Origin of the sequence: Clostridium simiarum (assembly GCF_018919175.1) — a bacterium.
Taxonomy (GTDB): domain Bacteria; phylum Bacillota; class Clostridia; order Clostridiales; family Clostridiaceae; genus Clostridium_L; species Clostridium_L simiarum.
In genome coordinates, this window is sequence record NZ_JAHLQL010000001.1 from 1,157,972 (window position 1) to 1,171,825 (window position 13,854).

Annotated in this window: 12 protein-coding genes and 1 pseudogene; 6 read left to right on the forward strand and 7 right to left on the reverse strand. The window is 29.1% G+C overall.

Going from position 1 to position 13,854, the window contains the following annotated elements; translation table 11 throughout:
- Positions 1–184 precede the first annotated feature (184 nt).
- Complete coding sequence (locus KQI89_RS05545) at positions 185–754, forward strand: accessory gene regulator ArgB-like protein (RefSeq protein ID WP_216456235.1); 570 nt, start codon at positions 185–187, stop codon at positions 752–754.
- Positions 754–885 carry an AgrD family cyclic lactone autoinducer peptide gene (locus tag KQI89_RS05550; RefSeq protein ID WP_216456236.1) on the forward strand — a complete coding sequence of 44 codons (132 nt, stop codon included), beginning with the start codon at positions 754–756 and terminating at the stop codon, positions 883–885. Before KQI89_RS05545 ends, KQI89_RS05550 begins: the two co-directional genes overlap by 1 nt.
- On the opposite strand, the gene KQI89_RS05555 is transcribed toward KQI89_RS05550, so the two are convergent.
- From KQI89_RS05555 to KQI89_RS05565, 3 genes are all read right to left on the reverse strand, one after another.
- The gene (locus KQI89_RS05555; protein ID WP_246583007.1) at positions 877–2,109 is read right to left on the reverse strand and encodes a sensor histidine kinase; all 1,233 of its coding nucleotides are present in this window, start codon (positions 2,107–2,109) and stop codon (positions 877–879) included. The two genes, KQI89_RS05550 and KQI89_RS05555, sit on opposite strands and share 9 nt — an antisense overlap.
- A 68-nt stretch (positions 2,110–2,177) precedes the next feature.
- The gene (locus KQI89_RS05560) at positions 2,178–2,906 is read right to left on the reverse strand and encodes a LytR/AlgR family response regulator transcription factor (RefSeq protein ID WP_216456238.1); all 729 of its coding nucleotides are present in this window, start codon (positions 2,904–2,906) and stop codon (positions 2,178–2,180) included.
- Positions 2,907–3,182: 276 nt separating this feature from the next.
- Complete coding sequence (locus KQI89_RS05565; RefSeq protein ID WP_216456239.1) at positions 3,183–3,557, reverse strand: HIT family protein; 375 nt, start codon at positions 3,555–3,557, stop codon at positions 3,183–3,185.
- A 246-nt stretch (positions 3,558–3,803) separates the two neighbouring features.
- Here KQI89_RS05565 and KQI89_RS05570 point away from each other — a divergent pair, with 246 nt between their 5' ends.
- Both KQI89_RS05570 and KQI89_RS05575 read left to right on the forward strand, forming a co-directional pair.
- Positions 3,804–5,177, forward strand: a complete 1,374-nt coding sequence (locus KQI89_RS05570; protein WP_216456240.1) for a TldD/PmbA family protein — start codon at positions 3,804–3,806, stop codon at positions 5,175–5,177.
- Positions 5,177–6,514: a TldD/PmbA family protein gene (locus KQI89_RS05575; RefSeq protein WP_216456241.1), complete on the forward strand. Its 1,338-nt coding sequence runs from the start codon at positions 5,177–5,179 to the stop codon at positions 6,512–6,514. Before KQI89_RS05570 ends, KQI89_RS05575 begins: the two co-directional genes overlap by 1 nt.
- Before the next feature lie 120 nt (positions 6,515–6,634).
- Here KQI89_RS05575 and KQI89_RS05580 read toward each other — a convergent pair whose 3' ends face one another.
- Positions 6,635–7,444, reverse strand: coding sequence for a MerR family transcriptional regulator (locus KQI89_RS05580; protein ID WP_216456242.1), 810 nt, complete (start codon positions 7,442–7,444; stop codon positions 6,635–6,637).
- 166 nt (positions 7,445–7,610) lie between these two features.
- Complete coding sequence (locus KQI89_RS05585) at positions 7,611–8,027, reverse strand: 2-thiouracil desulfurase family protein (protein WP_216456243.1); 417 nt, start codon at positions 8,025–8,027, stop codon at positions 7,611–7,613.
- Positions 8,028–8,520: 493 nt separating this feature from the next.
- Between KQI89_RS05585 and KQI89_RS05590 the strand changes: the two genes are divergently transcribed.
- Together KQI89_RS05590 and KQI89_RS05595 are read left to right on the forward strand one after the other, a co-directional pair.
- A complete protein-coding gene (locus tag KQI89_RS05590; RefSeq protein WP_216456244.1) occupies positions 8,521–9,282 on the forward strand; it encodes a Nif3-like dinuclear metal center hexameric protein in 762 nt (253 codons plus the stop codon).
- Between the two features lie 108 nt (positions 9,283–9,390).
- Positions 9,391–10,581 carry an SDR family NAD(P)-dependent oxidoreductase gene (locus tag KQI89_RS05595; RefSeq protein WP_216456245.1) on the forward strand — a complete coding sequence of 397 codons (1,191 nt, stop codon included), beginning with the start codon at positions 9,391–9,393 and terminating at the stop codon, positions 10,579–10,581.
- A 244-nt stretch (positions 10,582–10,825) separates the two neighbouring features.
- Here KQI89_RS05595 and tetB(P) read toward each other — a convergent pair whose 3' ends face one another.
- Positions 10,826–12,784 (reverse strand): tetracycline resistance ribosomal protection protein TetB(P), encoded by a 1,959-nt coding sequence (gene tetB(P) / locus KQI89_RS05600; protein WP_216456246.1) that lies wholly within the window; start codon positions 12,782–12,784, stop codon positions 10,826–10,828.
- A gap of 52 nt (positions 12,785–12,836) precedes the next feature.
- Positions 12,837–13,169 (reverse strand): annotated as a pseudogene (locus tag KQI89_RS05605) (MFS transporter); the annotation flags it as partial.
- Positions 13,170–13,854 lie beyond the last annotated feature (685 nt).

Genomic DNA, 13,854 nt, shown 5'->3' on the forward strand with positions numbered 1-13,854 from the left:
ATTCTGTTTAAATTTTCAAACTATTCAATGCATTAAACATAAAACGTCTATTTTTCTACATAAACGGAAGTTTTTTGTGTATATTTCCGTTTATGCTTGTTTTTTTCCTTTTCATGCTTTTTGTCTAGTATATATTGGTGTTTTGTGCTATTTTACTTGTAATATTATAAAGGATGAACTATTAATGATAAATAAATTGGCATGTAAAATAACTTATTATATAGAGAATAATAGTGATATTAAATCTATCTCAGACTTAGAAAAGATAACCTATTCATTGCAAGCTATTTTTAATGAATTGTTTAAAACCGTTATATTGATTGCTATATTTTTTATTATTGGAAAATTGGATTATTTTTTATTTTCAATGATGATTTTATTTTCTATTAGAATATTTGCAGGTGGTTATCATTGTAGCACAACAATAAGCTGCTTATTTTTTTCAATACTGTTTTTCTTGCCAACTTCTTTACTTTCTGGTTTTTTACCTAAACTAAATATGGTATTTTACTATGTAATTGCGTTGTTAAGTATTCTTGTAATTTTATTTAGATCACCTTATCCAAATAAAAAGAGACCTATTAAAAGTAAAAAAAGAAGACAGATTCTAAAGTTTTTATCCATCTTCTTTACTATATCATGGCTATGTATTTTATTATTATATATAAAGGACATAAGTTATTTGAATTGTGGTTTTTCAACAATTTTATTAGAAGTGTCACAATTAATTCCAAAAAAGAAAGGGGTATTCTAATGAAAAAGAAAAAAAATGCGTTGGTTCATATGTTAGGCTTATCATTAGTAGCTATATCACAAATTATATCCAGCTCAGCTTCCTTTTTTTTAGCAGGTGAACCCGAACCACCTAAAAGCTTATTAAAGTAACACCTTAAAAACAATACTTTCCTCCTCAAGAAATAGTTGAACAGTTCCTCTATTTAGTTCAACTATTCTTTTTACGTTATATAAACCGTACCCTCTACTCTTATTATCTTTAGTTGAAAATCCTCTCTTAAATAATTTTGAAATCTCCTCTTCTTTTATTTCTCCTTTATTTTTAACTTCTATAATATTTTTATCATCTTCACTTAATATATTTAATATAACCTCCTTATCACCTTGAGCTGCTTCGAAGGCATTAGTTAAAAGGTTGTTTAGTATCTCTGAAAGCTCATATTCCTTAATGCTAAATTTATTTAAATCATTATTTATGTGGTACGAAAATTTAATATTATTATTTTTAGCTTCACAGACCTTGCTATATATTATTGCTCCTAAAATAGGATTATTAATATATATAATATCTTCAGTGTTATTGCAATAATCTATTGACCTTATATACTCTTTTAAATTTACTCGTAGCTCATTATCCTTTGCTACCTGCACTATTCCACTTATAGTATTTAAATGATTTTTGAATTCATGTTGTTTTCCCCTTATTTCTTCTATAATCTTTTTGATAATAGGTGTGTATGTGCTTTGAATTAGCATAGCCTTTTTTTCTTCATTTATCTTTATTATGTAGTAGTATAAAATTATATTTAAAATAAGTAATATAGCTTGAATGAATAATATCTTTATTATGTTATTTAAAATAATATTTTTGTCATAATCCCAAAGTACCTTTAAAATTACTAAATAAGAAGCAAAATTAAGTATAAAACAATATCCTATTTTAGAATCTATCATTTTAATATTAATTTTATGTTGATCAATATAATATATATATAATGTTATTATTAGTATTATAGAGTTAAGGATAACATTATATGTAAACAAATCAAAGTTCTTATTTAAATTTAAAAAATTCATAACAAACATAATTATTAATTGTAGTATGATTGTAACAATAACAATAGAGAAAATTTCTAGTAAGTTTGAAATTAATTTATTATTACTTAAGTAGCTAATTGAAAATATGAGAACCAAATAACTTAACCCCATATTCCAATATAATCCCATGCCACTAGTTACAGCCATAACAAATGAATTAACTGCTATTATAAATAGTTTTTTAAATAAAGGTATTTCTTTCTTCAATGCAAACTTTTGCCATAAAACCATAAAAGCGCTTAATTCAATAAATGTAACAATAAATTCCTTTATCATATTCAATTGTCTATGCCCCCTTTAATATCAATTCAATTTTTAAATTGATATTCTGTCTTTTCTAAAGTTTAAATAAATCTTTCCATGAATATGTTTTTAAATTTATACCCCAAAAATGCTTTTTCCTGATAATCCTCAAAATAAATCTCATATACTTTACTTGAAATACCTTCAACTTTCCTTACTTCATCGATATTTACTGCAAAGGACTTATGGCATTGTATAATACCTTTATGATTAATTAATTCTACTGCACTTTTTAAAGATAATCCTTTTATCTCATACTTTCTTTTCTTAGTGTGTATAGTGCATATCCTAATATTTGTTTCAATAAAGATGATTTCATCTACATATATTTTTACGTTAATGCCCTTTCTAATCTCAAATACCGTAGATTTTCTTTCATTTGCCACTGCATTACCCATATATGCACTGGATATAAGCTTTTTCGTAAGATTAACTATATCTTCCTTTTCATAAGGCTTTAAAATATAATCATAACAATGAATTTCTTTAAAAGCCTTAAGCATATATTGAACATTTGTTGTGATAAACACCATCCAGCTAAACTCATACCTCTTTATTTTTCTAATGTCTAAAGCTAAATCTATGCCAGAGGAATCGCCCAAGTGAACATCTATACAAAAAATATCTATGGATACATTACTGTAGATATTAATAGCTTCAATTTTATTGCTAGCCTCATATATATTTAAACCTTCATCTACCTCTTGCAACATCTTTTTTAAAACTTCTCTTTGGCTTTTATCATCCTCAACTATTAAAATATTTCTCATAAATTCCTATATCCCCCTATAAGCTAAAAACAAAGTCAATATTTAATCAATTTTAAATGAAATTTCCCCAAATATATACTTTTATTATTCCTTATTTACTATTTTGTGTCAATATATGAAAACTCGTAACTATTCAGCCGTAGATTGATATAGTTATTGTCAAAAGGTATATCATAGCCATGCATATAATATTCATAAGGATTTTCTAGCTGGAAAATATCAATGTATTCTTCCAAATCTTTATTTTTCTTTCAATTTCCATAGTGTCCTTAGCTCTTACCCATCATACCTAACTAGCGGTGATTTAATATTTCTAATGCCACCTCTAGGATCATCTACATCATTTCTATATCTAGGTATCAAATGTATATCAAGATGCATTATAGTTTGTCCTGCGTGATAGCCTACATTTGCTCCTACATTATAACCTTGTGGCTCGTATTGTACATCAAACATTTCCTTTACTTCATGTAATAAGCTATAAATAGCCTTTACCTCTTCCTCTGAAGCTTCAAAAAAGCTTTGAAAATGCCTTTTAGGGACGATCAATGCATGACCTTCGTTTACTGGATGCTTATCTAATATAGCATAAGCTAATTTGTTTTCTGCTATGATTTCTGATTTATTATAATTACAAAATATACAATCCATTTTAAGTCCTCCATCACCTTTATTAATGATTTTATTTTAGCACATATATACAAAATATTTCACAAAAATAAAAGCAAAGTTATTACACTTCACTTATATTGTGTCCATTATCTATTAGAGATTTAAATCAAACTTAAATCCTTTTATTGATTTGTATAATTGATCTGTAGTAAAATATTCATAATATATAAAATTTTATGAATTATATATATTATGATGTAAATTTAATGATGAAGGGGTGTTATTATGAGAAATAAATTATTGGTATGCATTGAAAGATACAAATCTCAATGCGACTACATGGACATAAGGCTTGAAGACTCAACTACAACAACTATAGAATTTACAAATGGAAAACTAAGTTCGCTAAAAAAGTCTAATGCAACAGGTGGAAATATTAGGGCTCTTTATAAAGGCGCTTGGGGTGTTATTTCCTTTAATGATATAGACAACCTTAATGCCTTTGCAGAGTCTGCAATTAAACAAGCTAAATTAACTGGCAATGATGAAAGTATCCTTGCCCCTGCTCCAGTAGTAGAGGATTCAGTTCTATTGAGTTTAATAAATGATCCAAGAAAAGTTCCTCTTGAAGAAAAAATTAATCTATTAAAAGAATATAGTGATATAGCTCTTAACTATCATAAGAAAATAACAGCTGTATCAGCCCGTTATAGCGAGACTTTTTCAAAACTAACTTTTATTAGCTCAGAAGGGTCATATATATGTCAAGAAAAAATGGACTTAGGTGGTAGAGTTTCTATCACTGCAAAAGAGGATGATAATTCACAATCTACTCATATTGGTTTTGGTTCTTCAAATGATTTTAACTCTATTCTTAATTTACAAAAAGAAATAAGAGAAAAAAGTCAAATAGCAGTTGATTTACTTACTGCACCTAAGGTTAAAGCTGGAACTTATACAGTTATTACAGATTCTGACTTAACGGGAGTATTTGTACATGAAGCTTTTGGACATTTAAGTGAAGGTGATAATGTTTATGAAGATAAGGAGCTTGCCGATATAATGGTTCTTGGTAAAGAGTTCGGACTTCCTATCCTTAATATCTATGATTGTGGTTTTGATGAAGGGAAAAGAGGTTATTTAAAATATGATGATGAGGGTGTTAAAACAGAGAAAACTTACTTAATTAAAGAAGGTAAACTAGTTGGAAGACTTCATTCAAGAGAAACTGCTGGTAAAATGAATGAAAGGATAACCGGAAATGGTCGTGCTATAAATTACATGCATCCTCCAATTCCAAGAATGAGAAACACAGTTGTTCAAAGTGGAACTTCTACATTTGAAGAGATGCTTCAAGGAATTTCAAAGGGTATACTTGCCTTTGAAAGTAACGGTGGACAAACTAATGGTGATAACTTTACCTTCTCAGCTAGTTATGGATATATGATAAGAGATGGTAAAGTATGTGAGTTGGTTCGTGATATAAATCTTGCTGGAAATGTTTTTGAAACTCTTAAAAACATTGATATGATAGGAAATGAGGATACTTCTAGAGATGGTGGTGGCGGCTGTGGCAAAGGTGCTCAATTCCCATTACCAGTTAGTATGGGTGGTCCTAGAATAAGAATTAAAAATGTGGTTATTGGAGGTGCTAAATAATGAAAGAGTTACTAAATAAAATAGTTTCTAAGGGTGCTACTGATGGTGAAATTTTCTATAAGGAATCTTATTCAAAATCAATAGGCTTTGAAAATAACCTTCTAAAAGGTTCATCAGAAAAACAATCTACTGGTGTTGCACTTAGAATGATAAAGGATGATAAACTGTCTTTTTCAACTTCTAATGACATTAATAAATTTGATGATCTTCTCCAAAACTGTTTAGAAATAAATCCATTTTCATCTCCAGCTGAATTCGACTTTATAAATAAAAATAGTGAAACTGAGATTTCTATTCCTGAAAATGATATTTTAAAATTAAGTGATGAGAAGCTTATTGAAGATGGAAGAAAAATAATTTCTGAAATAACAAAAGAATTCCCAAATGTTAAAGCTTTTGCTGAGTTTGAAATAAATAGTAACATTGTTAAAATCGCCAATACAAAGGGTTTATCAAAGGAGTATAGAAAAGATACCCTTGGGTTCACTGCTGGATGTAACTTCATAAAGGATAATAACTTTTTAAACTGCTATAACACAGAGTTTTTATTGAATTCAAATTATGATATAGATAGCTCCATTGCTTCTATATTGGATGAACTTAAGCTATCTCAAAACATTGTGAGTCCTGAGTCAGGTATTCGCCCTGTAATATTTACTCCAAAATTTTTAAATTGCACATTAATTCCTCTTATGCTTGCAGTGAGCGGTAAAAGTGTTACTGATGGAATATCTCCTTTAACTAATAAGGTTGGAACTCAAATCTTTGATGAGAAGTTTACAATAGTTGATGAAGGTACTAAAATAGGTGCCTTTAATACAACTCCCTTTGATGATGAAGGTACTCCAAGCCAAAGGAATGAAATTATCTCTCATGGTAACCTTAAAGGTTTCCTTCATTCATTAAAAACAGCAAAAAAGTTGAATGTTGAGCCCACTGGTAATGGATATAAATTAGGAAGCTTCTTTCCTAACCCTGACTTTACTGCTGAGCCTAATCCATATGTAACTAATCTTCACATAAAACCAGGAACAGTGCTTTTTAAAGATATGATTAGAGATATGAAAGATGGAATTATAATAGATGATGTTATAGGATTCTTCATGGGAAATTTAATAAATGGTGAACTAACAGGCAATATAGGTACTGGCTATCACGTTAAAAATGGTAAGATAGTGGGTCGTTTCTCTGGAAAATCAATAAACTTTAATATTTATGATTTCCTTAAAAATAATCTTATTGATTTAAGTAGCGATACTAAAAACACACCATTTTTCTTTAGTCATGGCTACAACCCTTCTCCATATGCTATGTTTAAAGATTTGAATATAGAGTAGAAAAAAATTTTTTTAAGTAAGTAAAAAATCAGAAGTAAATATCTACCTCTGATTTCAGAGTGTCGACTTTGTCGACACTCTGAACCTTACTTACAAATGAGGTTTTCCCATGTTCTATTTTTATTTTTTTACTGGTATCTGTATTTCGCTCAAATAATCTTCTGTATTCCTTTCATTCCAAGGTCCTTTTATAGCAACTTGACGTGGATTTCCAGCTATACTATATCCATTTTCCTCAATCCAATTTCCTAAAAAATTATATGCTGGTGCTAAATTAGAATAATCTCCTGGAACTAATATGCTAGCCGCCTGCTCTACTACTTTAGTTTCCTTGAATACAAACTCATTTTCATTCTTCATAAGTTTGTCAACGCCCATTACTACCTCTACATCAACTCCACCTGCCTTATATCCCTCATCGTGATAGGTAGCATAAGCCATGTCATTGGAAGGAATACTTTTCCTCTCTAGGTATTCACTTAACCTTTCCCAAAGCATACCTTCTGCATTATAAGCTGGTATAGTATCCCTCAAAGAAATAACCTTATAACTAGGTATTGATTTTAATGTAACATTGTAACTCATATTAACCCTCTCCTTTTTCATATCCTTAATGGCAGAGTTGATTTTTTCAAGTCTTATTTCCTCAGCTCTTATACTATTCTTAATTTCTTTACTTTTGACTTTTAAAATACCTTCTAGCTTTTTCTCAGACTTTTCCTTCATAAGTACTGCTATATCAGCTACATTAAAACCCATATCTCTCAATGATACTATTAAGTTAATATCTGAAATCTGTTTTGCCGAATAATATCTATATCCTGTGAAATCATCGATTTTAGCAGGCTTAAAAAGTCCAACTTCATCATAATACCTGAGCATACGGACAGATACTCTGGTCAACTTAGAAAAGTCTCCAATCTTGAACATAAAATCAACTCCTATAAATTACTGCCATTCGAATGACATCTTTAGAATAATGCCTAACACCATGTGAGAGTCAATATTAAATTTACATTTATATTTTATAAAAAATAAACATCTATAGTTTTTTATTTTAAAATTTTCATTTCATTAAACTGCAAACTAGAATTTATCAAACATCTTCTGAATCAATTACTTTATAACCCTTCTCAATTAATGCTTTAGCAAATAGTCCATTGCCTTTAATTAATTTTCCATTAAAACTTCCATCATATATTTTATTAACTCCACAAGTAGGACTTCTTGACTGTAGAATTGCTAAATCAATATTTTCATCTTTTATCTTCCCCAATGCTAATTCAACACCTTTTTCATATTCTCTATGAACATTTCTACCATTACATTCAGTAACACATCCATCTACTATTTCAGCAGAAGCCCTTGGAATACTCATTCCTACTAACATTTCAGGACAAATTTCAATTATTTCTTTATCCTTTAGAAATTCTACAACTTTGGGATTTAAATTGTTCCCACCATTATATTTACAGTTACATCCTGTAATGCAGGCACTCACCAATACTTTCATCTTCATCACCTTTCCATATTACTAATTTAATTTTTCTCTATATTAATAATTGAAATTCTAAACTATGACATTATAAAATTTACTTTGTAGGTTCCCTTCTCCTATTTTATATTAACCAAATAGATTTTTTACTATATCCTTACTCAAAAATTATAACATAAGCCAATGATACTTTTAATAAATTATCCACTAAAATGATATTTTTAGAACTTCAAGCCAAGTGACAATCACTTGGCTTACTTAATCTATTACTATGGTTATAAAATGGTAGGATTAATATTGAGGATATAATAGAACTAGAGACTAAGCAAAATAGTACTGCCTGATGATTGTCTTTGTACATTTAATTGTAAAAATATGACTTGTTAATTTTTTCATGATATAATAAGGACAACATTCCTTTGTATTATGATGTAATACAAATAAATTGATTATAACCAAGATAATAATGAGAATTGAAGGCAAAACATGATGAATTTCAGGAGGTAAGTATATGGATGTTTCACATATTGTTGAAAGAATTAATGAACTTTTTAATGTAGCAAGTAAGGAAATCTATTCTAGTGAATCTGGGATTACATACCATGCAGGTAAAAAAGTTAAAAAATTAGGATACTGTGTTAACCTAACCCTTGAAACTATAGAGGAAGCAAGAATTCATGGAGTTGATATGATGGTGACACACCACGATGCATGGAATGAAATATATGGATTAAAAGAGGCATGCATAGAAAAACTAGCAGAGTATGGTATAAGTCACTACTATAATCACTTGCCACTTGATGACTGTAACTTTGGAACAAATGATAGTTTATTAAAAAAATTGAATTTAGAAAATGTTAAAAGAACCCACCAATGGGAAGGGTTATATTTTGGTAGAATCGCAGAATATGATGAAGAAATTGAATTTAATGAATTAGTAAAAAATATTGAAAATCTACTTGAAGAACCAGTTAAATTTTGGCGGTTTAATGACAAAAAGGTGAAGCGAGTGGGCTTAGTCTGTGGTAATGGAGGGTCAACAACTTGCCTTAAGGAAGCAGTTGAAAATAAGTGTGATGTATACATTACAGGTGAATGTAATTTGTATACCATTCAATATGCTAAGTTTAAAGGGATAAATCTTATCATTGGGAGTCATACTTTCACAGAATTCTTTGGAATTCAAAGTTTAGCATTGAAATTGAATGAGAATAAAAAAGAACTTGAAGTAGTGAGGCTTAATGAAGAGCATTATGAAGCGAATATAAAATAAGCCATAATAACAGAGAAATACGTATAACTTAAAAGAATCTAACAATTAAATTATAAACTACATTGATTATATGTAGTCTATGTATAAAGATAATAAAAGGAGATTATAATGCTTATAGAAAAAAATATATCCTTTAAAAATAGATTGGAAGATAAAGTTATACTTTTAACTGGTGCAGGAGGTGGGATAGGTTTTGAAACTACAAAAACATTGGTTTATATGGGTGCAAAGGTTATTGTGGCTGAAATAGATAAAGGAAAAATATTATACGCACAAAGCACTTTAGATAGTATATTTGGTAAAAACTCTGTAGAATTTTATGAAATTGATTTATCCGATGAAAATCAGATATATGCTCTGGTTTCTCATGTGAAAGATAAATATGGTGGCATAGATGTTCTATTTAATAATGCCACCATAACTGCTATGGGAACAGTAGAAGAAGTTTCTATTGATGTATGGAACAAGAGTTATGCAGTTAATTTCAAAGCCCCATTACTATTAACACAATTAGTTTTACCACTCATGAAACAAAAAAATTCTGGAACAATTGTTTTTGTTTCATCATCTGGTGCTGCCCCTTTTATGGGAGCATATGAAGTATTTAAAACAGCACAGGTAGAATTGTCTAATACTCTATATGGAGAATTGGAAAGTACAAACATAAAAGTATATACTATCGGTCCGGGACTCGTTAAAACAGAAACGGCAATGAAGGGAATAGAGATAGTGTCATCTCATATGGGAATAACAACACAAGAATTTTATGAAATGAATGGAAATCACATACTTGGAGTTGAAGAGGCTGGCACCGGATTTGCTATATCAGTTTTAATGGCTGATAGATATGACGGTCAAGAAATTGGTGCTATACAGGTTTTGTCTGATTCTGGTTTATTGCTAAAATTAGATAGTAAAGAAAACACTAAAAGCAATGATTATCAAAACATTATTCCAATTGTTCTGAATGTAGTAAAAGTTTATAAAGAACAATATTCTGGTTGGATGAAAAGAAATATTTTTGAACGCCAATGGGTATTGCGTGATTTTAAGAAAACAGTAGGATATTCCGCTGACCAGTTTCTTGAAATTATGCAACACATTCAATACGTAGTTATTAATGAGAGGATTCAAGAGATAAGCAGCTATTCATCTAATTTTCAAAAATTGATGGAATATTATAAAAGACAATATACATTGCTACAAGGATATGAAAAAAATCCTGAAAAACTCAAGGAATACTCTATAACACTTTTGCATTATATTGAGGATCTAAAAACTATTTGTGATAATTTATGAGTATGGATATGAAGCAAATAAAAATATAGAGCCAGTTAATTTATATATTCTTATATTAAATCTAATGTTGTTTATCCGTACATCTACCCTTATACCTATTAAACATTAGGGGTTAAAATGAAATTAAATTGAAGAAAAATAAGAGATTGCTACACTAAGTATACTTGTGTAGCAATCTCTTTAAATTATTCTAATTATTTTATTTCATCTTTTCTGTATAAAAATATAACTTATCTACTTAAATTTAATTTCTAATTGCGTTTAATTTATGAAGCAAATACTCTTTTTTATTCAATGGATCATAAGTTGTTTTTTGACGTGCTTTTGCAAATTCAGCTGGAACTTCCTTATACCCATAAAATTTTGTCACAAATATTCCCCTACCTTCTGTATATGAAGTTATTTTCATTTTATATTCTTTTGAATTTTCTACTGGAATTAATCCCTTTATTGAGAATTCATCCTCTATAGCAATAGGATTATCAAAGGTTGCCCTCATAGTTTCTAAATCCCAAATCGCTTTACTTAAAACATTTTGAGGAATTATTAACTCAAACTCATGTAATGGCTCTAATAAAACAGTTTGTGCTTCATATAATGCTTCCATGAATACCATAGGTGTCACATTTCTAAAATCTGCTGGAGTGCTGACTGGACTAGAAAATTCGCCAAGGATAAGAGTGACTTTTACATCTGTAACCTCCCATCCAAATAATCCTTGTTTGCTTGTCTTAATAACTGCTTCTTCAATTGCATTTTGAAAAGATTTTGGCAATGACCCTACTGAAACATTAGAAATATACCTAAGACCCTGGCCTCTCCCTGCTGGTTCTATTTTTAAACCCACTGTTGCCCAAAATGGATTTAAGTCTTCCTGCATATGCATTATTGACGTTCCAAGACCTTTAGGTGTTTCCTTATAGATAGTCTGAATATTCGAAAACTCTACTTTCATTCCATATAAATCATCTAACATAGAACTTAGTATTTCCATTTGAACTTCACCGAATAAGTTGACATAAATTTCTTTATCCATGCCATTCATCTCTAATTCTAGCAGTGGATCTTCCTCTGAAAGTAATGTTAATGCTTTAAATAGCTCTGGATTTTTTTCTTTATCAATTGCAGAAATTGTTGTTTTTAACGCTGGTTTAGCTATAGATATATTTTTAATTTTATTATTTGGAATTCCAATAACATCTCCCACTTGGAAACTTGTAAGTCCATATAAAATACCTATATCCCCTGCTTCTATACTCTGTGCTTCAATAATTCTCCCATTTTCTAACCTATTAATTTTCCTTACTTTTTCTGCCATATCCTTATTAGGTATTTGAATTTTATCTCTTACAGATATTTTTCCTCCAAATAATCTTACATAAACCTTCTTTTCATTTTTACTTGTTCTTTCGATTTTAAACACCACCCCAGATAAATCACTTTCACAATAATCACCTGCAAATGGGAAATAACTACAAATTCCATCTAATAAATCTTCAACTCCAAGTCCAATTGCTGCAGCACCGCAAAATACTGGATATAGACTTCCTTCTCTTGCATATAATGAAAGCTTTTCTTGTATTTCTTCTTTATCAGGTTCTATTCCACCAACATATTTTTCTAAAAATGCTTCATCTAAGTCTGATAAAACATTAATAGCACCATCATTTATCATGCATATATCAAATAGATTTTTTATATAGACAGCTTTGCTTCCTGCATCATATACTTCTTGTAATCTAACTACTTTATTGGACATGTTCTTCTTTATATCTTCAAATACTTTATTGAAATTTGCCCCAATTCTATCTAGCTTATTTACAAAAATCATTGTTGGAATGTTTAACTCCTTTAATATGTTAAATAATATTCTTGTTTGTGACTGAATCCCCTCTACTCCTGATATAACTAGTATTGCTCCATCTAAGACACTTAATGAACGTTCAACTTCCGAAATAAAATCTACATGTCCTGGAGTATCAACAATATTCACCTTAACATTATTCCAATTAAAAGATATGGTTGAGGATTTAATAGTAATTCCTCTCTTACGCTCAAGCTCCATAGAATCCGTCTGTGTATTGCCTAAATCAACTCTTCCAACTGATTTTATAGCTCCACTATGATATAATAAGTTTTCTGTTATAGTTGTTTTTCCTGCATCCACGTGTGCTACGATTCCTATATTAATTATTTTCTTCATAATCACCACCTCCAACTCTATCAGCCACTTCTTTATCCATTATCATAGAAACAATATATACCCCTAAAAATAATGCAAGAATTATAAATAAAACTCCACTAACTATAGGCAGTCTTACAGAGAAATTAGCTATTACAGTGCCTAGTACTATTCCAATAACAGTAGATCGTTTGCGACTGTACATATCTGCAACTATGCTTGTAGGAATTTCAAATATAAAGCATGCTACTTCTAAAGTAGTTCCAACAAGTATAAGCTGAAGTGGATTTAAATGAACCTTTTCAATGTGATACACTATCATAACTGTAGCTACTAATAAAAAACACATTGCTGTAATAGCTGAAAATAATAAATAAATTTTATATGCTGAAAGTTTATTAACCATTAATCATCACCATCCTAGTATTTCTTAAAAAATTTGTTTGTTCTTCATAATCTTCATATTTAAATATATAAATCATCAAAATAATCTCCCTAAACACAAAAAAGCTGTAAATGAACATAATTCACTTACAGCCTCATAATCATATAACCTAAATATAAACATAAAATATAAAACTTTAATTATATAACTTATGATTAAGCTATTCAAATTAAAATCTTATACCATATCTATAAATGTAGCAAAAATAGGCATAAAAATACCGTGTTTAGAACACAGTTTTCCTATTCTGCAAATAAAGATGTAACATGCTCATTATAATACTGATTATTTTTAGATTACACAAATAAACCTTGAGTCATTCAAGATTTTTTCATATACTTTTTAAAATAATCCTTATTCAGTTAATTTAATTAAAAATTACCTCTTTGCGCATATTTACAACACCTTTACATTTATATTTTTCATGTTTATATTTTAGTATAATTTCATTATATATAAATTTTTAATTTTTTTCAATACTTTTACTTTTATATTTATCCAAACTTGGTAAAATTCGCATTTGATTATAGGAAACTCCTTCTCACATTTGCTCAAAGGAGTAAGTTCGCCTAACCAAATATAAAATTTGGAGACTTACTTATGGTACGGTTCTCCGCAGCAGGTATAATGTAGACTCTTAATCCTT